Here is a 25,390-nt window from a genome sequence, read left to right as displayed (position 1 = left end):
CGCAACGATGGCCCCACCACGCCCACACACCGTCAACGCCGGCGGATTCACCACCCGCTACTGGGAAAGCACCCCACCCGGACAACCACGAGGCATCATCGTGCTCATCCACGACGGCGCCTTCGGCGGCGACGCCATCGGCAGCTGGTCCGCCGTCATGCCCCTGCTCGCCCAGCACTACCGGGTCCTCGCACCCGACCTGCTCGGCTACGGCGACACCGACAAGGTCGTCTACCTCGACCGCTCGCCGTACGCCTTCCGCACCGCCCACCTCGCCGCCTTCTGCAGAGCCCTCGACATCGACGCCGCACACTTCGCCGGCCAGTCCTTCGGCGGCTCCCTGCTGCTGCGCGCCGTCGCCACCCCCACCCCCGAACTACCGGCCCTGTCCGCGGTCAGCATCTGCGGCACCGGCGGCCCCTGGCGCTCCAGCAAAGGTGTCACCGAACTCGGCCGCTTCGACGGCACCGAAGACGACATGCGCCGCCTGGTCGCCCTCATGACCGACGACTACGCCGGCTTCGACGACACCGTCGCCCTGCGCTACGCCAACACCCGCAAACCCGGCCACGTCACCGCCTGCCTGGCCCCCCGCCTGCGCCACCCCAACCTCCCAAAGCCGGAAAACCGCGACGACTGGCCCACCCCACTGCGCGACAGCCCGGTCCCCGTTTTCGTCGTCGAAGCCACCCGCGACGACCTGCTCGAACCCGACTGGGGCCAACACTTCGACAACCTGTCACCACAGATCCACGTCCACCGCATGGACGCCCGCCACGCACCCAACCTCGACCAACCCGAAGCCGTCGCCGACCTGCTGCTGACCTTCTTCGACCAGGGGAGCGCACCATGAGCACCCTGCTGTTCCTGCACGACGCCGACGTGCTCCCCGGACCCGTCGGCGCCCTCAGCCGACTCGCCGACGACCACACCGTCGTCGTACCCCGCCACCCCGGCTTCGGCACCCCGCTCGACACCACCGCCGAAGACTGGGACAGCGTCGCCGACCTCGCCCAACACCACCTCTCCGACACCCTCGCCAACCTGCCACCCGGCCCCGTACACCTGGCCGGCGCCGGCTTCGGCGGCTGGATCGCCCTGGAGATGGCGGTACGCGCACCCCACCGCTTCACCTCACTGCTGCTCGTCTCCCCGTACGGCGTCAAACTCTCCGGACCCACCGAACCCGACTTCGCCGACATCCTGCTGCTCGACCCCACCGAAATCGTCGAACTCGGCTGGGCCGACCCCACCGCCTGCCACGACCTGCGGATGCCCGGATTCCCCACCGGCCTGACCGACAGCGACTACGAACGGGCCTTCACCGACCGGGCCGCCCTGTCCCGCTACGCCTGGAAACCCTTCCTGCATGACCCACGACTACGCCGCTGGCTGCACCTGGCCACCATGCCCACCCTGGTCCTCGCCGGCAGCCACAACCGACTCGTACCACCCCGCCACAGCGCCGCCCTGGCCGACCTGCTGCCCTCGGCCCACTTCGTCGAAGTCCCCGACGCCGGCCACTACCCGTACCTGGAACGTCCCGACGAGTTCCACCGGATCGTCCGGTCCTTCCTGAACGGAGAGACCCCGTGAGGCTCTACCACTTCACCGAAATGCCCTACCCCAACGTCTCGCCCGAGGCGGAAGAGGCGAACCGGGGACTCAAGTACTTCATGCCCAACCAGTACTACGACCCCAAAATCGGCCACGAGCTCTACCAGCGCTACCTCGACGAGTACGAACTCGCCGACGAACTCGGCTTCGACCTCATGGTCAACGAACACCACCAGTCCGCCTCCACCCTGCAGGTGTCCGCCACCCTCAGCGCCGCCTCCGTGCTGCACCGCACCCGACGCGGCCGCGTCCTGGTCCTGGGCACCCCACTACCGCACCGGGAAAGCCCCATCCGCGTCGCCGAGGAGATCGCCTACCTCGACTCCGTCAGCGGCGGACGCATCGACTGCGGCTTCGTCCGCGGCGTCCAGGGCGAAACCTTCCCCTCCAACCAGAACCCCGTCCACAACCTGGACATGTTCATCGAAGCCCACGACCTCATCAAGAAGGCGTGGACCCACGGCGACGTCTTCTCCTGGGAAGGCCGCCACTACCACTACCGGTACGTCAGCGTCTGGCCCCGCCCGTACCAGCAACCACACCCGCCGATCTGGATCAGCGGCACCTCCACCCGCCTGGTCGAATGGACCGCCCGACACGGCTACACCCTGTGCAACCTGCTCGGCACCTACGAGGACACCGCGACCTCGTTCCGGCTCTACCGCCGCACCGCCGTCGCCGACGGCCAACCCGAACCCGGCCCCGACCGCTTCGCCTACATGGCCCTGTGCCACGTCGCCCCCACCGAAGCCAAGGCCCGCGAGATCGGCCGCAAACTCATGTACTACCTCAAGCCCGGCAAACTCCGCCTCGGCGCCGCCAGCCCACCCGGCTACTTCCCACCCGCCGCCGCAGTCGCCGCCCTCCGCGGCCGCCTCGGCGCCGTCCGCCGCATGAGCTACGAAGACCTCATCGACGCCGGCATCCTCCTCGTCGGCACCCCCGACCAGGTCACCGCACAAATCCACCGACTCTACAAAGCCACCGGCGCCGGCCACCTCATCCTGATGAACCACGCCGGCGACATGACCAGCAACGAGGTACGCGACCACCTCACCCTGTTCGCCCGCGACGTCATGCCCGAGGTCTCCACCCTCGGCACCGACTGGCGCGACCAGGACACCACCTGGCGCGTCGACCAGGACCAGACACCGGTACGACCCGTACTCTCCAGCGCCCTGTCCTGACCCGACCTCACCACCAGCCGACCACCTCGTCGTGCAACCCCGCATAGTCACGTTCGAGGTGGTCGGCCAGGGCCAGCATGTGCGCCCGCATCAGCCGCTCCGCCTCCGCCCCGTCCCCATCGGCGATCGCCGCGGCCACCGCCTGATGCTCGCGCCGCACATCCTCCCACCGCTCCGGACGACGCTCCGCCGCCACCACCCGCTCGGTGTAGATCTCCTTCAACGCCCGACCGAACAGATCCAGCACCCCGTTGCCCGACAACCCCGCCACCACACCGTGGAACCGCTGCATGACCGCCAGATAACTGGCCTCGTCACGCTCCTCCAACGTGCTGTGCTCCCGCATCGACTCGGCCAACTCCCGCAACCGCGCCGCATCACGACGCTCCGCGGCCAGCCGCGCCATCAACGGCTCCATGATCACCCGCGCCTCGACCAGCTCACCGAAGCGGGTCCGACCCATCTGCATGAACAACGCCATCGTCCGACCGAACGTGTGCGGATCCACCGCCCCCACGATCGGCCCGCCACCACGACCCGGCCGCACCTGCAACAGACCGTTGTGCTCCAGGATCCGCAGCGCCTCCCGCAACGTGCCGCGACTGACCCCGTACGCCTGCAACATCTGCGCCTCGGTCGGCAACGCCGCGCCGGGGGAGAGCCCCTGCTCGACGATGTCCTCCAGGATCTGCCGGGCCACCAGCTCGCCCATCTTCGCCGCACGCTGACGAAACCGCGGAGTCGGCTGGGTCTCGGACATGACCCGAGTCTACGGGTCCCACGATCTTGCACCCGTCCACCGCTCCCACCGCCCCGACGAAGGCAACGACCAGCTCACACTGCCCGGAGCCGGCAGGCGAGGGGAGTGGTGGACCAGCTGCACCCATCGACATCGTTGCCTGTCCCGCACCACAACTGCCAGAGTGACGGCGTAACCGACAGAACAGGTGGGAAGCGCATGGGCACCATTCACCACGAAGCAACGCTGACGGTGCCGGCAGACGTGGCCTGGGACTTCCTCGACCGCTACACCCGCGCCGAGGTCCACATCTTCTCCGCCTGCGTCAGCGAACGCCAGCAGGACGACCACCGGGTGGTCACCCTGATCGACGGCACCGAACTCTGGGAACGAAACGTGACCGTCGATCCGCAACGCAGACGAGCCGTCTACGCGATACCCGGTTTCCCCGGCGCAGAGCACCACCAGGCCGAAATGCGGGTCCTCACCGACGACAACGGCACGGCGACACTGCTGTGGACCACCGACATCCTGCCGCACGAACTGGCCACCCACCTCAGCGACACGTACGCGGTCATGTTCAGCGAACTGCTCGCGGCAGTCAACGGCCACCGCCCGTAAACTCGCCGCCACCGCTCAACCTGCCCCCGGCAAAAAGCGTCTACCTTCCATGCGAGCAGAACGGTGGACGATATGGGCAAGCCATGCCGGATGACGACGAGGAACGATTCCGCGAGTTCGTGTTGCAGCAGTGGGGGCCGTTGACCCGAACGGCATATCTGCTCACCGGCGACCGGGGCGCCGCCGAAGACCTGGTGCAGTCGGCGCTGGAGAAGACCCACCGGCGGTGGGGTCGGATTCTCCGCAAGGACGCGCCCGGGGCGTACGTCCGCCGCGCGATGATCAACACCGCGGTGTCGTGGCGACGGTGCCGCCGAACAATCGAGGTACCACTCCTCGACGCCGACACCATCGCCACCCCCGACGCCTACCAGCACGCGGAGAACCGGCATCAGTTACTGGGGGCGCTACGCCGCCTCCCGCCACGAATGCGCGCCGTGCTCGTCCTGCGGTACTTCGAGGATCTCAGCGAGGCCGACATCGCCCGACTGCTCGACTGCTCACCCGGAACGGTCAAGAGCCAGGCGTCACGAGGACTGGCCCGGCTACGAGCCGACCTGGAGCCGCCGCCCACCATCACCGAGACCAGCCTCCAGGAGGATCCCGCATGACCGAGAACGTGGAAACCAGACTCCGGGAAGCCCTCCACACCGAGGCTGACACCGTGGCAGTGACGGCAGATCCCTGGCCACGATTCACCCGGCGGGAGGCAGGTCACCGCCGCGCACGTCGGATCCGTACCGGTGCGATCGCCGCCTGCCTGGCCGCCGCCGTCGCCATTCAGACCAACCTGATTCCCCTCCCAGGTTGGGTACCCGGCATCGCCGTCGCCTCGTCGCCGTCACCGCTCACGGACGGACCCGCACGGGGCGATCTCGCCGCCGACCGCAACTGGACGGACGGCCTGCTCAGCCAGGTTGCCGATCTACAAGATCCGGAAGGGTGGTGGAAGGTCACCGACCGCGACGACATCCGGATCGTGTACGCCGACGACATACCCGGCCGCCGAATCGCGCTGCTCCTCGTCCCGCTGCGCCTGGGCCTGCTCACCGACTCGACGCTTGTCTGGTTCAGCGGCCCACCCGGAGCCGAACCGGAACAGATGCAACAGGGCGGCAACGAACCCGCCGACATCCCAGTGGCGATCTGGATGGAAAGCGACCCGACGAACGGGGGCGCCGCAGTGGTCATCGGCCCGGCGGGTTCCACCGTGACGATCAACGGGTTCTCCGGCTATTCCGCAACGGGCGTCGTCGAAAGCCACCAACTCTCCTCATCCGTCGGTACGGGCATCGGCGTCACCTCGCTGCCACCCACCGATCTGGTCGGCGGGCCCGCACTCACCGCCCGGGTCACCAACGGCGACACCCTCATCTACGACGGTCCCGTGTACGGCGGGTGGAGCGGGTCAGACAGCGACCGCCAGGAGCCGACCGACGAGATGCTCACCGCCGCTGTCCGCCACACCCGAGGCACCGTCATGGACCGAGCCGTCCTCGCCCGGTTCATCAGTCACGCGTTGCGAGACAGTCGACTGTCAGCCCAGGACGTCACGATCCGGGTGCGCTGGTGCGGCACCATCAACGACAAACCCGCCGCACTGTTCACCATTCAACCCACGGACGGCGGAGTGATCGCCTACGCCATCCACGGCGACACCACCGGCTGGCGAACCGACCTACGGCTGCTGCTGCCCGCAGACGGCGCCGAGCAACGCCCCATCGCCTGGCGGATGCGCGCCGAGGGTGGGGATGCCCGGACGGACCGGGTCAACCTGGTAGCCCCACCGGGAGCAGTCACCGCAGCCGTCACCGCCCTGGACGACACCCCGAGCCCGGTCGCCCTGGACGCATCCGGCTTCGGCAGCACCACCATCCCGCAGCACAAACCCGCGACCGTCAGCGCCAGCACCGCCGACGGGACCCCTTTCATCAGCACACCCGTGCCGGCCTTCGAAACCAACAGCGGCGGCCTACCCGGCGCCTCCCGAAACACCCGAATCACCGACTGACACCTCAACAGCCGTGGAGGTCCGGGGAAGGGGCCGGACCCACACGGGGTGTTCAGGGCGTACGCCAGCGGGCACGCCGTCATGACACTTGGGTACGGCGGACGTGTCCGAGTGCCGCACCCAAGTGTGTGCGACGGTGGCTCACCGGGACCGCACGCCGTCGAGGTGACGGGTGCTCCGTTCCCGGGTCCTGCCCGCAGAAGGAGCACCCGCTGACCCCCCCGAGGCCGATTCGATAATTGACATTATGTAAAGCTGAACGGGAAGAGGGCTCCTCCACGGGCGAGCGGCCTCGGCTGGGCTACGCCCCGCTCGCGACGCCCCTTTGACCGACCTTGCCTCGTCCAGGGCACCAACAGCTCCATCACGACGGGCAGCGCGTCTGGCTACGGACGCTACGACAAGTGCGGGCGACCCTGAGCGAGCCCGCAGGACGCCGCTTCGGCCTCGGTGCCACACCGGCCCATGTCCCGATGGCCTGCCGGGCCGACCCGCGGGTCGATCCGGTCGCCACCGGACCGGGCCGACCCGCAGGTTGACGCTGAAATCGGCGCGGGGTGGCCGTTGGAGCGTGCCCAGGGCGCGGTGATCGACACCGTTTCGGCGAAGTGGCGGTATCCCGCCGAGCCGGACCCCGCCGTTTCGGCGAAACGGTGCGAGCCCTCCGCCGTCCGCCCCCTGCGGCCGCCGGAAGATGGGGTGCGCGGTATGTCCGGTCTGACGTGGGGGCAGCCGGGGAACGATGGTGCGGTCGGAACAGCGCGAACTCGCAAGGAACCCCCGGGCACGCGTGATCGTCAAGCGCGCTCCCCTGGGCTGGCCGACAACCCGAAAAACATGCATAATATGCCTTATGCATGACAAATCGGGTGTTCTGGTCATCGGGTTGATCGAAGGGTTTCTGACCGCGCGGGCCACCCGTAAGCCTTCTCCGCACACCCAGGCGGCGTACCGGCGGGATCTGTTCGGGGTGGCGACGCTCGCCGCGGAGTTGACCACCCCTCCCCTCCCCCTTGCCGATCTTCGGATCGATGCGCTCTCCCCCGGGCTGCTGCGGACGGCGTTCGCCCGCTTCGCCGCCGACCGGGCCGCCGCGTCGGTCGGTCGCGCCTGGTCCACCTGGAACAGCTTCTTCACGTTCCTGGTGGCCGAGCAGGTGGTGCCGGGCAATCCGATGCCGGCGGTGGGTCGCCCGCGCATGCCGCTCCCCCAGCCCAAGCCGCTGCGCGGTGAGGACACTCCGGAGCAGTTGCTGGCCTCGGCGGCGCGGGGCGAGGGCCGGCAGCGCGATCCGTGGCCGGAGCGGGATGTGGCGGTGCTGGCGTTGGCGCTGTGTGCGGGGTTGCGGTTGTCGGAGTTGTTGGCGCTGCGGGTCGGTTCGCTGTCGGGGCGGCCCGGTGAGCGTCGGGTGGAGGTGGCCGGCAAGGGTGGGCGGCCTCGGGTGTTGCCGGTGGAGCCGGCTCTGGACGAGGTGTTGTCGGCCTACCTGGACAGTCGGGTGCGTCGCTTCGGTTCGCGTACGGTGCGACCGGATTCGCCGTTGCTGGTGGACCGGCGGGGTGAGCCGCTGCGCCGGGGTGGGTTGCAGTATCTGGTGGAGTCCTGTTACCGGCGGGCCGGGATCGGTGATCGGGTGCCGCGTGGGGCGCGGTTGCATGCGTTGCGGCACACCTTCGCGACCCGTCTGGCGGAGGACGGTGCCGGGGCAGCGGAGATCATGCGGTTGCTGGGCCATGCCTCGTTGGCGTCGTCGCAGACCTACATCGAGGTGACCGCGGTCCAGCAGCGGGAGGCGGTACGGGCGAACCGCACGAACCGAGCCCTGGTCGGGTTGGTGCGGTCTCAGAGCGGTTGAGCGGTCAGGATCGCCGGCAGGATGGTGGCGGTCTCACGGGGGTACGACAAACGGTCCCCCTCATTGGCAGAGAAGGACCGTCAGGCGTGGGTCAGGCGGCGCCGGATTGCCGGCGGAGCTGGTGGTTCCGGTTCTGCTGGAGGGCTTCTTCCAGTTGGTCTTCGAGGATGATGATCCGGCAGGCGGCTTCGAGGGCCGTGCCGTGGTCGACCATCTCCCGGGCTCGTGCGGCCAGGCGCAGTTGGTAGCGGGAGTAGCGGCGGTGTCCGCCGGCGGAGCGGAACGGGATGATCAGCTTTGCCTCGTCGAGGCGGCGCAGGAAGTCCTGCGAGGCGCCCACGATCTCCGCGGCGCGGCCTATGGTGTAGGCGGGGTAGTTGTCGTCGTCGAGCACGTCGTCGGGTTGGGCCATGCATACCTCTCCATGACGAGGGCCCCGGCGAAGGACTCGCCGGGGCCCAGGGTTACGGGTTGAATACACCATCTACCGACGGGTTCGTCGGGTTCTCGTTTCCGCACCGGGCGACTGTCAGCGACAGGCGGTGCGAGGATCGCATAAGCGTGACCGGAGACCACCTCACATTCGATGGGACTACGGTGTCCGCCGCAGAAATGCGACTGCATTCTGGCGGCGGGCGATCCAACGGCGTCCAGCCCTCCCCTTCCTCTGCTTCCGATACCTGTAGTGCTGCCCGCCGGTGTCGGAGCCCACGCAGCTACACGGCCCAGACACGGTACGGCGGAGCTTTCCTGCATCAGGCGGAGCCCTGAACCTGCATCGGCCCTGCCTGCGGTTGCCTTGACCTGGAGTTACGTCAAGGTCTTGACCTGCACTTACCTTGCTGCGTGCGGTGATGTGCTTCCACCGCTGTTGCCGAGCGAGCCGCGAGAAGTTCCGGGCCCTGCTTGATGCTCGGTCTGTTTCGTCGGCGTTCTTTACCGATCTTCGTTGTCAACGACGGAAACCTTACCCGAACCCACCGACAATATCTAGCTACTTGGGGCCAGATTTTCTCGGTGGACCGGGCAAGGCCCGCAGAGGTGGTGGTCAGGTGGGTCAGCCGAGATCGACCAGCAGGGGCCGGTGGTCGGAGATGGTCGACAGTGGGGTGCGTACCGCGGTGACCGGGGGCAGGTGAGTGAACCCGCGCCGGTCGGCGATGGCGTGGTCGAGTTGCACGCGGGGTGCTCCGGCCGGGTAGGTGGGTCGGCGGCCGAGCAGGTGCCAGCCGGTGGTGAGGCGGGTGGCCCAGGCGGGCAGGTTGAGGTCGCCCAGCAGGATGCGTGGTGCGGGCAGGGTGCGCAGGGCGCGGATGACCTGGCGGAGTTGGAGGATGTTCCAGCCGGGGACGAAGGACAGGTGGGTGGCGGCGACGGTGAGTTGGCCGTGTGGGGTGTCCAGGACGGCGGCGAGGACGACGCGGGGTTCGTCGCGGAGCAGGATGAGTCCGCCGCCGCCTGCGCCGGGTGCGTAGACCGGTGAGCGGACGGGTGCGGGTTTCAGGCGGGTGACCTGCCAGGTGGTGACGGGGTGGCGGGAGATCAGGCCGACGCCGTAGCAGGGTTCGCCGTGTCCGTCGTCGTCGTGGGTGAGGGGTCGGAAGGCTTCGCCGGGGGTGCCGACGACGGCGGCGGCGAAGCGGTGTTCGTCGGCGTCGAGGGCTTGGGCGGCGATGGCGGTGAGGTCCAGGTTGCCGCTGCGGGACTGGTCGCGGTCGACTTCCTGCAGGGCGAGTACGTCGGCGTCGAGGGCGGTGACGGCGGCGGCGAGGCGGTGGGGGTCGACCAGTCCGTCGGTCAGTGATCGTCCGTGCAGCAGGTTGAACGTGGCCAGGCGCACGCTGTCACCTTAGCGACGGTGGTGGCAGGGTTTTGCAGATGATGCGGGGTCTGTTCTGTTCGATGCTGCTTTTCCTGACGGTGGGTGGGGTGGGGATCTGGGTGCGGCGGTTGCGCCGCCGGTGAGGCTGCCCACAGATGCCCACGTCAGCGGGGTTGTGGTGGGCAGAATGCGGCGCGTGGAGCTTGATCCTTCGACCGTCGCGATCCTGTTGACGGCTGCCGCGATGGCCGGGTGGGTTGATGCGGTGGTCGGTGGTGGGGGTTTGTTGTTGTTGCCGGCGTTGCTGGTGGCGGTGCCGGGTATGCCGCCGGCGATGGCGTTGGGGACGAACAAGTTGGCGGCGATCGCGGGGACGACGACGGCGGCGTTGACCTTCGCTCGCCGTACGAAGATCGATTGGGCGGTGGCGGGGCCGGCAGCGGCGTTGGCGGTGGTGTGTGCCGGGGTGGGTGCGGCGTTGGCGGGTACGGTGCCGCCGTCGGCGTACCGGCCGGTGGTGTTGGTGGTGTTGCTGTTGGTGGCGTTGTTCGTGTTGTTGCGGCCGCGGTTGGGGGTTGCGGCGGCGCCGCATCGGCGTACGCGGACTCGGGTCGTGGTGGCGGTGTTGGTGGCGGGGGTGGGGATCGCCGCCTATGACGGGTTGATCGGGCCGGGTACGGGCACGTTTCTGGTGTTGGCGTTCACCGCGTTGGTGGGTGCGGATTTCCTGCACGGTTCGGCGATGGCGAAGGTGGTGAACGCGGGTACGAACGCGGGGGCGTTGGCGGTGTTCGCGGTGACGGGGAACGTGTGGTGGTTGCTCGGCGCGGCGATGGCGGTGTGCAACATCGTGGGGGCGATGGTCGGGGCGCGGATGGCGTTGCGGCGGGGTGCCGGGTTCGTGCGGGTGGTGTTGCTGGTGGTGGTGTTGGCGTTGGTGGCGAAGCTGGGTTACGACCAGTGGCTGGCCGGTTGAGGGTGGGCCGCCGCTGTCGTGTGATCATCGGTTGATGCCGGTGCGCGCGGAACATGATCGGTCGGTGCTGGCGGGGCTGTTGGGTCGGGATCCTCAACTGCACGCCTACGAGTTGGGCGATCTGGACGACTTCTTCTGGCCGTACACGTCGTGGTATCGGCGGGGTGAGTCGGTGGCGTTGCTGTATCACGGGATGCGGCCGCCGACGTTGCTGGCGTTGACGCGGCCGGAGGGGGTCGCGGAGTTGGCGGCGGTGGTGGGTGAGTTGGCGCCGGTGTTGCCGGCGCGGTTGTGGGCGCACCTGTCCCCCGGTGTGGAGGTGGGGTTGGCGGGGGCGTTTCGGGTGGTGGCGGCGGGGGCGCATCTGAAGATGGCGTTGACGCGGCCGGACCGGTTGGCGGCGGTGGTGGCGGCCGGGGAGGTGCTGGGTCGTGAGCATGTGCCGGCGTTGCGGGAGTTGTACGCGGTGGCGTATCCGGGTAACTGGTTCGATGCCCGGATGGTGGACACGGGCCGGTATGTGGGTGTGTGGGCCGGTGGTGTGTTGGTGGCGGTGGCGGGGGTGCATGTGTACTCCCCCGCGTTCGGGGTGGCGGCGTTGGGCAATGTGACCACTCATCCGGCGTGGCGTGGTCGTGGGTTGGCCTCGGCGGTGGTGGCCCGGTTGTGTGGGTTGCTCCGGGCCGAGGTGGCGCAGGTGACGTTGAACGTGAAGGCCGACAACGGTGTGGCGGTGCGGTTGTACGAGCGGTTGGGTTTTCGCCGCTCGGCCGAGTACGGGGAGTTCGAGCTGGCCGCGGTGGGCTGCTGAAGGGGTTTTCCGGTGGCTTCGGTGGTGGCCGGTGGGCAGAATGCGCGGATGACTCAGGCGACGTTGCGTACCGCGCGGCTGGTGTTGGTGCCGTTGGCGGATGAGCATCTGGCCGGTGAGATCGCGTTGGATGCGGATGCGCAGGTGATGCGGTTTCTGGGGCCGGTGCGGTCGGCCGAGGAGGTGCGGGGGCTGCATCGGCGGCGGTTGGCGGTGGCCGGGCAGGCGCCGGGGTTGGGGTTCTGGGCGGGTCTTGTCGAGGGTGAGTTCGTCGGTTGGTGGCTGTTGGAGCCGCCGCAGCGTGCCGATCAGGGGCCGGTGGTGGGGCAGGCGGAGTTGGGTTACCGGTTGGTGCGCCGGTGGTGGCGGTGGGGGTTGGCCAGTGAGGGGGCCCGGGAGTTGATCCGGCACGGTTTCGTGGATCTGGGGTTGCGGCGGATCTTCGCCGAGACGATGGCGGTGAATGTGGCGTCGCGGGCGACGATGGCGGCGGTGGGGATGCGCCATGTGCGTACGTTCCACCAGTCGTGGTCGGATCCGTTGCCGGGTGCCGAGCAGGGTGAGGTGGAGTACGAGATCACCCGGGAGCAGTGGGTGGCGTCAGCGGCGGGGTGAGTCGAAGCGTCCGGCGCGGATCTCTCGTAGTGCGCGGCGACGGACGTCGCCGCGCAGGGTGTCGACGTAGAGGCGGCCGTGCAGGTGGTCGGTTTCGTGTTGCAGGGCGCGGGCGAGGAAGCCGCTGCCGGCGATGGTGAGGGGTTCGCCGTGTTGGTCGAAGCCGTGGGCGGTGGCGTGCAGGGCGCGGGGGGTCGGGTAGTAGAGGCCGGGGATGGACAGGCAGCCTTCGTCGTCGTCCTGGAGTTCGTCGGACAGGTCGAGGGTGGGATTGATCATGTGGCCGCGGTGGCCGTCGGCGTCGTAGACGAAGACCTGGGCGTTGACGCCGATCTGGGGGGCGGCGACGCCGGCGCGGCCGGGTTTGCCGAGCAGGGTGTCCATCAGGTCGGTGACCAGGGCGCGTAGTTCGGCGTCGAAGCTGGTGATCGGTTCGCTGGGGGTGCGTAGCACCGGGTCGCCGATGATTCGGATGTCCCGCATGGTCATGTCGGAAAGGCTAGTCGGTGGTCGGTGTGCCAGGTGTGTCTGGTTGCGGATCATCGCAGGGCGGCGCGTACGGGGCGGGTTTTGGCTGCTGCTTCGGCGACTTCGGCGTCGGGGTCGCTGTCCCAGGTGATGCCGCCGCCGGCCCATACGTGCACCCTGTGGTGGTCGACGGCGGCGGTGCGGATGGTCAGGCCGAGGTCGATGTGGCCGGGGGCGACCCAGCCGAGGCCGCCCATGCTGGCGCCTCGGCCGACGGGCTCCAAAGCGGCGATGTGGTGCAGAGCGGCGAGTTTCGGGGCGCCGGTGACGGAGCCGCCGGGGCAGACGGCGCGGAGCAGGTCGGCCAGGCCGAGGCCGTCGGCGATCTGGGCGCGGATGGTGGATTCGGCCTGCCACAGGTCACACCATCGGCGTACGGCGAACAGGTCGTCGACGCGGACGCTGCCGGTGGCGGCGATGCGGGCCAGGTCGTTGCGTTCCAGGTCGACGATCATGATGTGTTCGGCGCGTTCCTTGCGGGAGGCGAGCAGGTCGGCGCGGCCGGCGGCGGTGGCGGGGCGGGTGCCTTTGATGGGGCGGGTGGTGAGGGTGCCGTCGCGGACCTCGATGAGGGTTTCCGGGCTGGCGCAGCCGATGGCCCAGTCGGGGCCGGACAGGACGCCGCCGTAGCGGGCGCCGGGGAGGCGGCCGAGGCGGGCCAGGGCGGGCAGCGGGTCGCCGGTGTACGGGGCGGCGGCGTGGCCGACGAGGTTGACCTGGTAGACCTGGCCGCGGCTGATGGCGTGGCGGACGGCGTCGACGGCGGCGGCGTGCTGCTGCGGGCTCCAGCTTTCCGTCCAGGGTCCCCGGTGCCAGCTGGTGGTCGACGGTGGTGGAGGTGGTGGGGTGTCGGTGTGGCCGTAGACGACGACGGCGACGTCGGGCAGGTCGGCGGGGCTGGGTGGGCCGGGGTCGCCGCCGACCATCAGGGCGCCGGCGGCGGCGGAGACGTAGAGGGCGGCGCCGCAGAGCTGGTCGGGGTGGTGGGTGGGTGCGGGCCGGGCGAGGTCGTGCAGGTGCAGGCCGTGAGCGGTGAGGAAGTCCTGGATCTGGCCGGCAGGGTCGCCGCCGTCGGTGGGTCGCCACTGCCAGCGGGCGCGTTCGACGAGGCGGCCGCGGCAGGCGGTGGGGGCGGCGGGTGGCGCGACCACCATTCGTGGGAGCGCTTCCATGACGTCTGGGCGATGGATGCTCATCCGTTCAGTGGATTTCCCACGCGCCGCGCGGACATCTGCTCGATGCCGCGCGCTTCCGCTTGGTACTGTGCGTCACTGGTCATGTGAACCATGACACAGTGCCCCCACAGTCCGGAGAACCCGATGTGCCAGCACCAACCCACCTGCCCCTCCGCCGACGCCACCGACCGGGAAGCCGCCAAGGCCATCGCCTGTTTTCCTGAACAGGGCTGGAGCCTGCTCTGCAACGGCGTCATCGTTTTCGAGGACACCGGCGAACTGCTCCCCGACGGCAGCAGCATCGCACCCCACCGCGGACCCGCCCGCCACGCCCTCGCCGCCTGACCCGACCACGATCCGTCACGACCTTTCCCGCGCCGCCTCAGGCTAGCCCCCCGCCGCGGCGCTGGTCACCGCAGGTCGGCGTACCACCGGGGCGGCACCGCGCGCCCCGGCGCACACCCTGCCGCTCAGTCCTCGTACGCCTGCGGTGACGGGCACGAACACACCAGATTCCGATCGCCGTAGCCGCCGTCGACCCGCCGCACCGGCGGCCAGTACTTCGCCACCCGGTCCACCCCGGCCGGATAGCCGCCCACCGACCGCGGGTACGCGTGCGGCCACTGGTCGCCGGCGACCATCGCCGCGGTGTGCGGCGCGTTGACCAGCGGATTGTCATCGGCCGGCCACTGCCCCGTCGCCACTGCGTCGATCTCCGCCCGGATGGCGATCATCGCGTCGCAGAACCGGTCCAGCTCGGCCAGATCCTCGCTCTCCGTCGGCTCCACCATCAACGTCCCGGCCACCGGGAACGACATGGTCGGCGCGTGGAACCCGTAGTCGATGAGCCGCTTGGCCACGTCGTCGACACTGACCCCGGTCGCCTTCGTCAACGGCCGCAGATCCAGGATGCACTCGTGGGCCACCAGCCCCTTGTTGCCGGCGTACAGCACCGGGAAGTGCCCGCGCAGCCGCGCCGCCACGTAGTTGGCCGCCAGCACCGCCACCCCGGTGGCCCGGGCCAGCCCGTGCGCGCCCATCATCCGCAGGTACACCCACGGGATCGGCAGGATGCCCGCCGACCCGTACCGGGCCGCCGAGATCGCCGGCCGACCATCCACCGGCTCGCCGACCGGGTCACCGGGCAGGAACGGCGCCAGGTGCGCGCGTACCGCCACCGGACCGACCCCCGGCCCACCGCCGCCGTGCGGAATGCAGAACGTCTTATGCAGGTTCAGGTGCGACACGTCCGCCCCGAAGCGGCCCGGCTTGGCGAAGCCGACAAGCGCGTTGAGGTTCGCCCCGTCGACGTACACCTGACCGCCGGCGTCGTGGACCTTCGCGCACAACTGCGCGATGCCCGTCTCATACACCCCGTGCGTCGACGGATACGTCACCATGATCGCCGCCAGGGCGTCGGCGTGCGCCTCGATCTTCGCGTCCAGGTCGACCAGGTCGACGTTGCCGTCGGCGTCACAGCCGACCACCACCACCCGCATGCCGGCCATCACCGCGCTGGCGGCGTTGGTGCCGTGCGCCGACGACGGGATCAGACACACGGTGCGGTGCCCCTCACCGCGGGAACGGTGGTAGGCGCGGATCGCCAGCAGACCCGCCAACTCCCCCTGCGAGCCGGCGTTGGGCTGCACACTGACCGCGTCGTAGCCGGTCACCTCCGCCAGCCACCCCTCCAACTGGCCGATCATCGTGCGGTAGCCGGTGGTCTGGTCGGCCGGCGCGAACGGATGCAGGTGCGCGAACTCCGCCCAGCTGATCGGCTCCATCTCGGTGGTCGCGTTGAGTTTCATGGTGCACGAACCCAACGGGATCATGCCCCGGTCCAGGGCGTAGTCCAGGTCGGCGAGTCGACGCAGGTACCGCAGCATCGCCGTCTCCGAGTGGTGGCTGCGGAACACCGGGTGAGTCAGGAAGTCCGACGTACGGGCCAACGCGCCCGGCAGGGCCGCGTCGGTGTCACCGTCGATGCCGTCGACGCCGAACGCCGCCCACACCGCCGCCAGGTGCGCGCCCGTGGTGGTCTCGTCGCAGGAGATCCCCACCCGGTCGGCGTCGACCAGCCGCAGGTTGACGTTGCGGGCCGCCGCCGCGGCCACCACCTCCGCCGCCCGCCCCGGCACGGTCGCGGTGACCGTGTCGAAGAACGGCACATCGGCCACCTCGACACCACCGGCACGCAGGCCGGCCGCCAACCGGGCCGCCATCTGGCGGGTACGCGTCGCGATGCGCCGCAACCCGTCCGGGCCGTGGTAGACGGCGTACATGCTGGCCATCACCGCCAGCAGCACCTGCGCGGTGCAGATGTTGCTTGTCGCCTTCTCCCGCCGGATGTGCTGCTCCCGGGTCTGCAACGCCAACCGGTACGCCGCCTGCCCGGCCGTGTCCCGGGACACCCCGACCAGCCGGCCCGGCAGCATCCGCTCCAGACCCCGCCGGACCACCAGATAGCCGGCGTGCGGGCCACCGAAGCCCATCGGCACCCCGAAACGTTGGGTGGTGCCCGCGGCGATGTCGACACCGATCTCCCCCGGCGGGCGCAGCAGCGTCAACGCCAGCAGGTCCGCCGCGACGGTCACCAACCCCCCGACGGCGTGCGCGGCCTCCACCAGCCGCGCATGATCACGTACGGTTCCGGAGGCGCCCGGATACTGCAGGTGCAAGCCGAAGAACTCCGCCGGCAACTCGTCGCGGTCCACGTCGACGATCCGCACCTCGATGCCGAGCGGCTGCGCCCGGCCGGTGATCACCGCGAGGGTCTGCGGCAGGGTGTCGGCGTCGACCACGTACACCGGGCTGCTGCTCTTCGACGCCCGCCGGGCCAGGGTCATCGCCTCCGCCGCCGCGGTGCCCTCGTCGAGCATCGACGCGTTGGCGGTCGCCAGGCCGGTCAGATCCGACACCATGGTCTGGAAGTTCAGCAACGCCTCCAACCGGCCCTGACTGATCTCCGGCTGGTACGGCGTGTACGCGGTGTACCAGGCCGGGTTCTCCAGCACGTTACGGCGGATCACCGCCGGGGTGTGCGTACCGTGATAACCCAACCCGATCATCGACACGGCGACGGTGTTCTCGGCGGCCAGGGCCCGCAATTCGGCCAGGGCCTCGTGCTCGCTGGCCGGCTCCGGCAGATCCAACCGGCCGTGCCAGCGGATCACCTCGGGGATCGCCGCGTCCATCAACTCGTCGATCGAGGCGTACCCGACGGTTTCCAACATCCGGCGCTCGTCGTCCGGGCCGGGACCGATGTGACGGTCGGCGAACAGCTCTGCGGTCATGGGTGGCGCTCCCGCGAAGGTGGGGGTCGACAGGTCGGCCCTCCCCCTCTGTCACACCCACGGGCGCTCCACAGTGCCTGACGCCACGCGGTCCTTTTGCCTGAGAGGTTCCGGGGAGGATTTGCCCCTTCGGCGCCGACCCGGCTACGCCAGGACGGTCTCTCCCACGTGGGTGCTACCGGCACGATCAACGCTACCAGCGCCCCCACCGGCCCACACCGAACCCCCGGCCGACCCGCGCCCCAGCAGGCGGCGGGACGCTCAGCAGCCGGCGGCCGGCGCCACCGCGTCGACCGCCGTCGGCTGAGCACCGGCGCCCAGCAGCCGCTGCGCCAGGGCCGGCAACACCTGCCCCAACGGCGCGTCGACCCGCAGCAGGGCATGGGCGTCGCCCCGCGTCGCCCCCTGGTTGACGATCACCACCGGCACCCCGTGCCGGGCCGCCGCGGTGACGAACCGGCGCCCCGACAACACCGTCAACGACGACCCGAGCACCAGCAGCAACCGGGCGGCGGCCACCATCGCGAAGCAGTCCCGCACCCGCCCGGCGGGCACCGTCTCACCGAAGAACACCACGTCGGGCTTGAGCATCCCGCCACAGCTGCGGCAGTCGACCGTACGGAACCCGGCCACCTCGGTGTCGTCGAGTTCCACGTCACCGTCCGGGTTGATCGCGGCGGCCCGGGCGGTGAAGTCCGGGTTGCGCCGGCGCAGCCGCCCGTCCAACTCCTGCCGTGGCGTCCGCTCCCCACAGCCCAGGCAGATCACCTGGTCGAGTCGCCCGTGCAACTCCACCACGTCACGGCTGCCCGCCGCGGTGTGCAGCCCGTCGACATTCTGGGTGAGCACCCCGGTCACCAGACCGCCGTGCTCCAGCCGGGCCACCGCCCGGTGACCGTCGTTCGGCGCCGCCTGCGCCATCAACCGCCACCCCAGGTGACTACGGGCCCAGTAGCGGCGGCGGGCCTGCGCGTCACCCACGAACATCTGATACGTCATCGGGGTGTGCCGGCGGGCCACCCCACTCGCCCCCCGATAGTCCGGAATGCCCGACTCGGTGGACAGGCCGGCGCCGCTGAGCACCACCACCTCACCACCGGCCACCAGCCCCGCCACCGGCTCGATCACATCCTCCACCCGACCCATGCTGCCCCAGCCGCCACGCCCACGACCAGCCGCCGCACCGGCCAGCCGGTCCCCGCCGACGAGCCGGCGGCCGTGACGGTCAGGGCTGCTGGTGACGCGGCGCCGCACCCGCCGGCACCGCCGGCGCGCCGATGCGCTCCATCGTGCGCGCCAACTGGGCACTGCCGTCGTCGAGGTGCCGCGCCGCCGCCCGCATGTGCGAGATCATCATCTCGCCGTAGATCCGCAGCGCCTCCCGCGCCGCCACCCCGTCGTCGAACGACGCCCCGGCCGACGCCCGGTAATCCTGCACCGCCCGCTCCGCCTCCTGACGGGCCTGCTCCACCGCCGCCCGCACGTAACTCTCGTACTGGGTACGGGCGTACTCGGCGACCCGCCGCGCATAGTCGTGCGCCTGCGCGATGATCTGCTCGGCCTCCCGCTGCGCCGCCGACAGCAGATTCACCTCCTTGGTCGCCGGCAACGACGCCGTCGGCTCCGCGCTCGGAATCACCCCGTGCCGGTGCAACTCGACATGGTCACCCAACCGCTCGTTCTCGGCGCGCAGGTTCGCCACCTGGGTAACCAACAGATCCAACTCGTCGGCCACCTGCATCCGGAACCGGTCCACGTCGGCCTGGTCGTAGCCGCGCCGCGCGAACGACGACGAACCGAACTCCCACCGCCGGACCCGGTCCGCGGTCATCCGCACCGGCACCCCACCGACGACATCGGTGCCGTCGTACCGGCCGACCGGCACCCCGACCCGACTGCCAGACTCACTCACCGGGCACCTCCGCGATCATCAGGGACGCTCGACACCGCCGACCGCCACGCCGGGCCGTACCACCGCTGACCCGGATCCTCGTGGTGCAGCTGCCCGGAGTGATAACCCGCGCGGGTCAACGCCGCCACCGTCCGCGCCACCATGTCATCGGAACCACACACGTACACGTGCCGGGACCGCCAGTCACCGTCGGCCAACGCCCGGTCCACCGGATACACGAACTCACCCGGCCGCTGCAGGTCCAACCCGGCCACCTGCGTCACTGTCAACCACGGATACGACGCCGCCAGCTTGTCGAGCCCCTCGGCGTCGTAACACTCCCCGTGGGACCGGAACCCGACGTACAGGTCGACGCGGCGCGGCGACTCCTCGGCCGCCACCTGCTCCACCAACGCCTTCAACGGCGCCCAACCGGTACCGGCGGCCAACAGCAGCAGATTCGCCGACCCGGCCGAGGACAACGTCAACCCGTCCCCCACCGGCGCCGCCAGGTGCACCTGGTCACCCACCGCGCACCCGTACACCAGCCGCGACGACACCGCACCACCCGGCACGGCCCGCACATGCAACTCCAGCGTGCCGTCCGCGCGGGGAGCGTTCGCCGGCGAGTAGTACCGCCACGACCGCAACGCCGGATGCGACAACCCGATCGACTGGCCCGGCGTGAACGGCAACAGGTACTGCGGTCGTACCGTCAGCACCGCCACGTCGAAACCCCGCCGCTCATGACCGACCAGCTCCGCCACCCACCACGGTGGCTGCACCGCCTCGGCGGCCTGCGCCGCCTCCGTCATCACCTTCGCCACCAGCCCGTACGCCGCCGACCAGTCCTGCGCCAGCTCGTCGGTCCACGCCTCGGCGAGGAAATGCCGCAACGTCGTCAGCAACGCCTGACCGACCGCCGGATAGTGCTCCGCCCGCACCGCGAACTTGCGGTGGTCGGCACCCAACTCCTGCAGGTAACCGGCCAGCCGGTCGACCTGATCCACCTGCGACACGATGTGACCGAGCGCGGCGACCAGCCGATCCCGCTGACCCGCCATGTTCGTCGGGAACATCTGCCGGGTCTGCGGATGGGTCAGAAACAGCGTCGAATAGAAGTACAGCGGCACCTGGTCACCGTGCGCGGCGACCAGCGACCAGCTGCGCTTGAGTCGGGAGACGTCCACGCTCAGGCGTCCGCCTGACGCCCGCCGGCCACCACCTGGTCCTGCGCCTGCGCCAACACCGCCTGCACATCGGTGATCACGTCACCCGGCACGTTCAGCTGCGTCAACACCGCCGTCAGGTGCCCGCCCACCTGCTGGTAGTGCGCCACCGGAATCTGCAACGGCTGATGCGCGGTGGCCAGATCACGACCCCGGTACTCGTTCGGGCCGCCCAGCACGACGGTCAACATCTGCGCCATGTGCCGACGCTGCCCGGCCATGTCCACCGCGGTGAAGTAGCCGGCCAACTCCGGGTCGGCGAGCACCCGGTCGTAGAACAGCTCGACAGCGGCCTTGACCGAACCGGCCCCACCGATGCGCTCGAAATGCGAAACCGGCGTGGGCTCCTCGGTAACCGTCACAGGTCGTTCCTTCCGTCCAACAGGGGGTGGGGCGCGTCGACGCGCGCCGACGACGATCCGCCGACGTCGACAGTGCCGCGACGCTACGGCAGCGACGCCGTGCAGACCGTGACGGACGATAGCGTGCCGCGCCGTCCACGTCAGGGTCGACCTGTCAGCTGACCGACAGCACACAGTCACGCACCGTGATGGACAAGAACCGTCGGTCATCGGACGAACACGCAAAGCGGTCATCCTCGAACAAGTTCACACCCGGACCACCGGCACTGGCCAGCGCCGACAACCGATCCGACGACCCGCGACCCACCACACCGGACCGACACCGGCGACCGGAGGACCACTCAAAGTGATCGCGAAGAATTCAAAGAATGGAAACAATCCTCACCCGGCACACTCACGGGTGACACCACAGCATGTCAGTCGTGACCCCGCCGACCGACCGAGCAGTCAGCCCGCCCGACGCCGCGCCCGACGCGCCGCCAACTCGTCACCCACCGCCGGCTCCTGCGGCTCGTCCGGCTCCGCCACCACCCCCGCCGGCTCCGCCGGCAGATGCGACAACGACCCCTGGATCTCCTTGAACGCACCACCGATCGCGATGCCGAACACCCCCTGGCCGCCCTGCAGCAGGTCGACCACCTCCTCCGGAGACCGACACTCGTACACCGTCGTCCCGTCGGAGATCAACGTGATGCCCGCCAGATCCGCCACCCCACGCGACCGCAACGCCTCGATCGCCTTACGGATGTTCTGCAACGACACCCCGGCGTCCAACAACCGCTTCACGACCTTCAACACCACCAGGTCGCGGAACGAGTACAACCGCTGCGTCCCCGAACCCGACGCATCCCGCACACTCGGCACCACCAACGCCGTACGCGCCCAGTAGTCCAACTGCCGGTAACTGATGCCCACCGCGTGGCACGCCGTCACACCCCGGTACCCCACCGCACCGTCACCGTCAGTCGCCGACCCGGGTGTCCCACCCGACTCGTCCAGCCCGGTGACCGGATCGGAATCTCGCGGCTCGTGCATCCGGACAACCTCCCCGTCAGTGCGGTGACACGCCGTCTCTGAGACGCGCACCCCTCGACACGGGCAACCCTATAGCGACCGTCCCGCGTTACCACGGAGAAACCATCGCGACACGCCGCGCATCGACAGCGACGAGCATCACCATCACCGACAGTAACCGGCGATGTGGGGATGAGCAGCAACCAGCCCGCGACCCGGGCCCACCAGCTCAGCCGGCGAAATCCTCCGGACGCACCTGCTCCAGGAACTCCCGGAACTTCTCCACCTCGTCCTCCTGCTCGTCAGGGATCACGATCCCCGCCTCACTGAGGACCTGCTCGGCACAACGAATCGGCGCACCGACCCGCAACGCCAGAGCGATCGAATCACTGGGCCGCGCCGAAACCCGCACCCCGTCACCGATCAACAGATCAGCGAAGAACACGTTCTCCTTCAGCTCAGTGATCTCCACCGCCCGCAACGGCGCCTTCAACGCCGCCAACACATCCCGCAGAAGATCGTGAGTCAACGGCCGGGCCGGCTTGACACCCTGCTGCTCGTAAGCGATCGCCGTCGCCTCCACCGCGCCGATCCAGATCGGCAGATAGCGGTCCCCCTCGACCTCCCTGAGCAGGACGATCGGCTGGTTACTGGGCAACTCCACCCGAACCCCGACCACGCTCAGCTCGCGCACCGCCGCCTCCGTGTCGTTGTCACCTACGCCGCACCGCGCCCTTCTCTGCACGGTACACGGACCGCGACACGGCCGTCCCATGCGCTTCCCGCACCAACAACCGCGCCAGAAGAGGGGTTACCCCCGCAAGCCTACGCCACGCACCGCCGGGCAGATCCGGCCACACACAGCCGCCTCAGCGCCCCAACGTCGAGCGCAACCCCACCCGCACCAGCGCCGCATGCAACTGCTGCGACAACCCCACCAGCTCCCGCGCCGTCTCCGCCGCCCGAGCCCGCGCCGCCGGATCACTCTGCCGCACCAACGGCGCCACCAACTGCGCGAACAAACCGACCTCCCGGTCCGCCGCCGTCCGATAACCCCGCAGATGCCGCGGCTGGAACCCGTACGCCGAAAGCCCCGCCACCGCCTTCGCGATGATCAACGCATCGCCGTCGTACCAACCCGGCGGATCCGACACCACCAGCCCCAGCCGCTCCAACTCCCCCAACGTCGACTCGTCGATCCCGCTACGCGACACCAACTCCGAGCGACCCAACCGCACCTGAGCCGACTCCGGACCAGCACCCCGACCCGGCACCTCACCATCGGGACCCACCGCCACCAACGCCGGCCGGGACCGCTCCGGCACCTCACCCGTGGCTTCCCACCCCGCCAACTGCTCACGGATCACCCGCAACGGCAGATACTGATCCCGCTGCGCGGTCAACACGAACCGCAACCGCGCAACATCGTCCCAGCCGTACTTCCGGTAACCCGCCGCCGTCCGCTGCGGCTCCACCAGGCCCTCGGCCTCCAGGAACCGCAACTTCGAAATGGTCACGTCGGGAAAATCCACCCGCAGCTGGGCCAGCACCTCGCCGATACTCATCAACGGCTGGGCGCGACCCGCCCCGGACGGCGTCGAGGCCGCAGGCTCGTTCACCCCCGGCCGGCCTCGCCCTCAGGGCGCGGACCGGCGATGAACACCACCCGGAACTTGCCGATCTGCACCTCGTCACCGTTGGTCAACGTCGCCGCCTCGACCCGCTCCCGGTTCACGTACGTGCCATTCAAACTGCCCACGTCCCGCACCGTGAACGTCCCACCATCACGGTGGAACTCCGCATGCCGACGCGACACCGTCACATCGTCGAGAAAAATGTCACTGTCCGGGTGCCGGCCACTGGTCGTCACATCGTGATCCAGCAGGAACCGCGCACCCGCGTTCGGACCCCGACGAACCACCAGCAGCGCCATTCCCGGCGGCAACGAACCGGACATCCGGCTCGGCACCACATCGGTGTCCGGCCCCTCCAACGCTTCTTCGAGCGAACCGAGATTGAGCGTCGACGTGACGTCGAGCGGGGGGAACTCGTCGCCTGGGCGAGTCATGGGACCACCTCACGGATCTGTTTCGGTCGGCGTCGGGTGACGGCGGGTCTGGCCGCCGGGCGCACATCCCCCCGGCGGCTGGCTCTCCGTGCCCCGAAAGGCTGTCCGCGACGCTCAACAAATGGGTTCTCGGTCGACTGGGCGAGCCTAGCCAGCGCCGAAAAACAGGGCAACCGGACGCGCGGCACAGACACCAACGCGCCGACACAGCAAAACGCTCAGCTCTCCGTCAACTCGCGATACGCGTCCGCGGTGAGCAGCCCGTCGACCGCCGCCGGATCCGCCACTGCGATCTCCACCAACCAACCCGACCCGTACGGATCCGTGTTGATCACCTCGGGCGTGTCGGCCAACACCTCGTTACGCGCCGACACCGTACCCGCCACCGGGGCGTACAACTCCGACACGCTCTTGGTCGACTCGATCTCACCCAACGACTCACCAGCCGCCACCACCGCACCGGGCTCCGGCAACTGCACGTACACGATGTCGCCGAGAGCATCCTGCGCGAAATGAGTGATGCCGACCCGCACGGCCCCGCCGTCAGCGGCCGCCACCCACTCATGCTCAGCGGTGTAACGCAGATCCTCAGGAATCACCAGCGTCCTCATCCATCGCGACACCGGACCTCACCGATGCCGGCCCACCAGGCCTAACCGACCGGACGGGCGTGTTCCAGTGTTCTGGGCACGTGCAGCGCCGAAACCTCGGCAACCTCACGATCCTCAACGATCACGTTACCGCCGTCCTGCGCCACCGACGCCACCACCCCACCGGGAATGTTCAACCCCGTACGCATCGTCGCCGGATCACCGATCACCGTGATCGTGAACGGCCCCGACAACGGACGCCCATCCACGATCAACGAGCCGTTCTCCCCGTCCAGGAAGTACGTCGACGCCACGATCCGCACCGACGCCCGGTCACCACCGGAAATCTGCATCGCCTCCGCGCCCGCACCCCGCAACTCCTGCACCGCATCCAACACCCGGATCGCCGAGATCGGCTTCGCACCCGCCTGGAACCGCACCGCCAGACCCGGACCCCGCGCCGGCAACGTACCCGCCAGAATCCCCAACTCGTCCGCCCGCCGGGTCGCCTCCGCCAACGCCGCCTGACGCCCCTGCTCACCCGAACGCAACTGCCGCTGACTCTCCTCCAACGCCGAGATGTCCTGCCGCAGCCGAATGTCGCGCGCCTCCAAGTCGTACAGGATCCGCACCAGGTCCTCCTGGCGCGCCGCCGCCAACGACGAATCCGTCGACGTGGTCTTCAACTGCACCGCCAGCGTGAACCCCAGCAACGCCAGCAACACGCCGATCATCACCGTCGCGGAACCGAACCGCCGCCAACCCGCCGCCACCGCCGCCGCGAACGACCCCGCCGCCGACTCGTCCCCGCCCTTCGCCGGCGCATCATCCTCCGGCGGGCGCCCCTGCGGCGACAACGGACTCAGCTCGTCCGGATCCGGCGCCTCCGGCCGCGGATCCGGCTCACCCGCCGGACCATCCGGCCGCGCCGGACCCGCCGGCTGCGGCCACCCCGTACCCGTCTCGGTGTGCTCGTCAGTCACGCC

27 protein-coding genes and 1 riboswitch are annotated in these 25,390 nt (G+C 69.7%); of the genes, 11 read left to right on the top strand and 16 right to left on the bottom strand.

All coding sequences use genetic code 11. From position 1 onward, the window contains the following. Positions 1–7 precede the first annotated feature (7 nt). Genes JMF97_RS08745 through JMF97_RS08735 form a run of 3 tightly spaced genes read left to right on the top strand, consistent with a single transcriptional unit; the run spans position 8 to position 2,804 of the window. Positions 8–853, top strand: coding sequence for an alpha/beta fold hydrolase (locus JMF97_RS08745; RefSeq protein WP_203221084.1), 846 nt, complete (start codon positions 8–10; stop codon positions 851–853). Next, positions 850–1,596 carry an alpha/beta fold hydrolase gene (locus JMF97_RS08740; RefSeq protein ID WP_203221083.1) on the top strand — a complete coding sequence of 249 codons (747 nt, stop codon included), beginning with the start codon at positions 850–852 and terminating at the stop codon, positions 1,594–1,596. The genes JMF97_RS08745 and JMF97_RS08740 overlap by 4 nt, the downstream gene beginning before the upstream one ends. Beyond that, entirely contained in the window at positions 1,593–2,804 is a 1,212-nt protein-coding gene (locus JMF97_RS08735) for an LLM class flavin-dependent oxidoreductase (RefSeq protein WP_203221082.1), read from the top strand. The genes JMF97_RS08740 and JMF97_RS08735 overlap by 4 nt, the downstream gene beginning before the upstream one ends. Positions 2,805–2,811: 7 nt before the next feature. Here the strand turns inward: JMF97_RS08735 and JMF97_RS08730 are convergent, their stop codons facing one another. Further along, a complete protein-coding gene (locus JMF97_RS08730; protein WP_203221081.1) occupies positions 2,812–3,564 on the bottom strand; it encodes a FadR/GntR family transcriptional regulator in 753 nt (250 codons plus the stop codon). Between the two features lie 198 nt (positions 3,565–3,762). Here JMF97_RS08730 and JMF97_RS08725 point away from each other — a divergent pair, with 198 nt between their 5' ends. The 4 genes from JMF97_RS08725 to JMF97_RS08710 all read left to right on the top strand — a co-directional run bounded on the left by JMF97_RS08725 (position 3,763) and on the right by JMF97_RS08710 (position 8,030). Beyond that, on the top strand, positions 3,763–4,164 hold the full coding sequence (locus tag JMF97_RS08725; protein WP_203221080.1) for an SRPBCC family protein: 402 nt from the start codon (positions 3,763–3,765) through the stop codon (positions 4,162–4,164). Between the two features lie 83 nt (positions 4,165–4,247). Next, complete coding sequence (locus JMF97_RS08720) at positions 4,248–4,775, top strand: SigE family RNA polymerase sigma factor (protein ID WP_203221079.1); 528 nt, start codon at positions 4,248–4,250, stop codon at positions 4,773–4,775. Beyond that, positions 4,772–6,175, top strand: coding sequence for a hypothetical protein (locus JMF97_RS08715; RefSeq protein WP_203221078.1), 1,404 nt, complete (start codon positions 4,772–4,774; stop codon positions 6,173–6,175). The genes JMF97_RS08720 and JMF97_RS08715 overlap by 4 nt, the downstream gene beginning before the upstream one ends. Positions 6,176–7,028: 853 nt before the next feature. Then, positions 7,029–8,030, top strand: a complete 1,002-nt coding sequence (locus JMF97_RS08710) for a tyrosine-type recombinase/integrase (RefSeq protein ID WP_203221077.1) — start codon at positions 7,029–7,031, stop codon at positions 8,028–8,030. A 91-nt stretch (positions 8,031–8,121) separates the two neighbouring features. Here JMF97_RS08710 and JMF97_RS08705 read toward each other — a convergent pair whose 3' ends face one another. Next, on the bottom strand, positions 8,122–8,442 hold the full coding sequence (locus JMF97_RS08705) for a helix-turn-helix domain-containing protein (protein WP_203221076.1): 321 nt from the start codon (positions 8,440–8,442) through the stop codon (positions 8,122–8,124). A gap of 645 nt (positions 8,443–9,087) precedes the next feature. Continuing rightward, the gene (locus JMF97_RS08700; RefSeq protein ID WP_203221075.1) at positions 9,088–9,870 is read right to left on the bottom strand and encodes an endonuclease/exonuclease/phosphatase family protein; all 783 of its coding nucleotides are present in this window, start codon (positions 9,868–9,870) and stop codon (positions 9,088–9,090) included. A gap of 178 nt (positions 9,871–10,048) precedes the next feature. Between JMF97_RS08700 and JMF97_RS08695 the strand changes: the two genes are divergently transcribed. Genes JMF97_RS08695 through JMF97_RS08685 form a run of 3 tightly spaced genes read left to right on the top strand, consistent with a single transcriptional unit; the run spans position 10,049 to position 12,254 of the window. After that, positions 10,049–10,828, top strand: a complete 780-nt coding sequence (locus JMF97_RS08695; protein WP_307816829.1) for a TSUP family transporter — start codon at positions 10,049–10,051, stop codon at positions 10,826–10,828. A gap of 34 nt (positions 10,829–10,862) precedes the next feature. Next, positions 10,863–11,639 carry a GNAT family N-acetyltransferase gene (locus tag JMF97_RS31760; RefSeq protein ID WP_203221074.1) on the top strand — a complete coding sequence of 259 codons (777 nt, stop codon included), beginning with the start codon at positions 10,863–10,865 and terminating at the stop codon, positions 11,637–11,639. Between the two features lie 48 nt (positions 11,640–11,687). After that, positions 11,688–12,254 carry a GNAT family N-acetyltransferase gene (locus JMF97_RS08685; protein WP_203221073.1) on the top strand — a complete coding sequence of 189 codons (567 nt, stop codon included), beginning with the start codon at positions 11,688–11,690 and terminating at the stop codon, positions 12,252–12,254. On the opposite strand, the gene def is transcribed toward JMF97_RS08685, so the two are convergent. Together def and JMF97_RS08675 are read right to left on the bottom strand one after the other, a co-directional pair. Then, a complete protein-coding gene (def, locus tag JMF97_RS08680; RefSeq protein WP_203221072.1) occupies positions 12,240–12,743 on the bottom strand; it encodes a peptide deformylase in 504 nt (167 codons plus the stop codon). The two genes, JMF97_RS08685 and def, sit on opposite strands and share 15 nt — an antisense overlap. 50 nt (positions 12,744–12,793) lie before the next feature. Beyond that, a complete protein-coding gene (locus JMF97_RS08675; protein ID WP_203221071.1) occupies positions 12,794–13,978 on the bottom strand; it encodes a chorismate-binding protein in 1,185 nt (394 codons plus the stop codon). 123 nt (positions 13,979–14,101) lie between these two features. Between JMF97_RS08675 and JMF97_RS08670 the strand changes: the two genes are divergently transcribed. Continuing rightward, complete coding sequence (locus tag JMF97_RS08670) at positions 14,102–14,302, top strand: DUF5999 family protein (RefSeq protein WP_013733907.1); 201 nt, start codon at positions 14,102–14,104, stop codon at positions 14,300–14,302. A gap of 125 nt (positions 14,303–14,427) precedes the next feature. Here the strand turns inward: JMF97_RS08670 and gcvP are convergent, their stop codons facing one another. The 11 genes from gcvP to JMF97_RS08615 form a co-directional block, all read right to left on the bottom strand. Beyond that, a complete protein-coding gene (gcvP, locus tag JMF97_RS08665) occupies positions 14,428–17,250 on the bottom strand; it encodes an aminomethyl-transferring glycine dehydrogenase (protein WP_203221070.1) in 2,823 nt (940 codons plus the stop codon). A 78-nt stretch (positions 17,251–17,328) separates the two neighbouring features. Continuing rightward, positions 17,329–17,427, bottom strand: a riboswitch (glycine riboswitch). A gap of 84 nt (positions 17,428–17,511) precedes the next feature. Beyond that, positions 17,512–18,396 (bottom strand): NAD-dependent protein deacetylase, encoded by an 885-nt coding sequence (locus tag JMF97_RS08660; protein WP_203221449.1) that lies wholly within the window; start codon positions 18,394–18,396, stop codon positions 17,512–17,514. Positions 18,397–18,475: 79 nt separating this feature from the next. Then, the gene (locus JMF97_RS08655; protein WP_307816828.1) at positions 18,476–19,162 is read right to left on the bottom strand and encodes a DivIVA domain-containing protein; all 687 of its coding nucleotides are present in this window, start codon (positions 19,160–19,162) and stop codon (positions 18,476–18,478) included. Further along, complete coding sequence (locus JMF97_RS08650; RefSeq protein ID WP_203221069.1) at positions 19,159–20,331, bottom strand: globin domain-containing protein; 1,173 nt, start codon at positions 20,329–20,331, stop codon at positions 19,159–19,161. The genes JMF97_RS08655 and JMF97_RS08650 overlap by 4 nt, the downstream gene beginning before the upstream one ends. 2 nt (positions 20,332–20,333) lie before the next feature. Next, positions 20,334–20,732, bottom strand: coding sequence for a group I truncated hemoglobin (locus JMF97_RS08645; protein ID WP_203221068.1), 399 nt, complete (start codon positions 20,730–20,732; stop codon positions 20,334–20,336). A gap of 447 nt (positions 20,733–21,179) precedes the next feature. Then, positions 21,180–21,767 carry a MerR family transcriptional regulator gene (locus tag JMF97_RS08640; RefSeq protein ID WP_013733913.1) on the bottom strand — a complete coding sequence of 196 codons (588 nt, stop codon included), beginning with the start codon at positions 21,765–21,767 and terminating at the stop codon, positions 21,180–21,182. Positions 21,768–21,975: 208 nt separating this feature from the next. Further along, a complete protein-coding gene (locus JMF97_RS08635) occupies positions 21,976–22,440 on the bottom strand; it encodes a bifunctional nuclease family protein (RefSeq protein ID WP_013733914.1) in 465 nt (154 codons plus the stop codon). A gap of 175 nt (positions 22,441–22,615) precedes the next feature. Further along, on the bottom strand, positions 22,616–23,311 hold the full coding sequence (ftsR, locus tag JMF97_RS08630; protein ID WP_199180050.1) for a transcriptional regulator FtsR: 696 nt from the start codon (positions 23,309–23,311) through the stop codon (positions 22,616–22,618). A 50-nt stretch (positions 23,312–23,361) separates the two neighbouring features. Then, a complete protein-coding gene (gene odhI / locus JMF97_RS08625) occupies positions 23,362–23,814 on the bottom strand; it encodes an oxoglutarate dehydrogenase inhibitor Odhl (protein WP_013733916.1) in 453 nt (150 codons plus the stop codon). A 218-nt stretch (positions 23,815–24,032) separates the two neighbouring features. After that, complete coding sequence (gcvH, locus tag JMF97_RS08620) at positions 24,033–24,413, bottom strand: glycine cleavage system protein GcvH (protein WP_203221067.1); 381 nt, start codon at positions 24,411–24,413, stop codon at positions 24,033–24,035. Between the two features lie 53 nt (positions 24,414–24,466). Beyond that, the gene (locus JMF97_RS08615; protein ID WP_203221066.1) at positions 24,467–25,387 is read right to left on the bottom strand and encodes a DUF881 domain-containing protein; all 921 of its coding nucleotides are present in this window, start codon (positions 25,385–25,387) and stop codon (positions 24,467–24,469) included. Positions 25,388–25,390: the final 3 nt, after the last annotated feature.

Source organism: Micromonospora fiedleri, from assembly GCF_016774385.1.
Lineage (GTDB): Bacteria > Actinomycetota > Actinomycetes > Mycobacteriales > Micromonosporaceae > Micromonospora > Micromonospora gifhornensis.
Note: the sequence above shows the minus strand (reverse complement) of the source record. Positions and strands in the feature narration are given on the sequence as shown.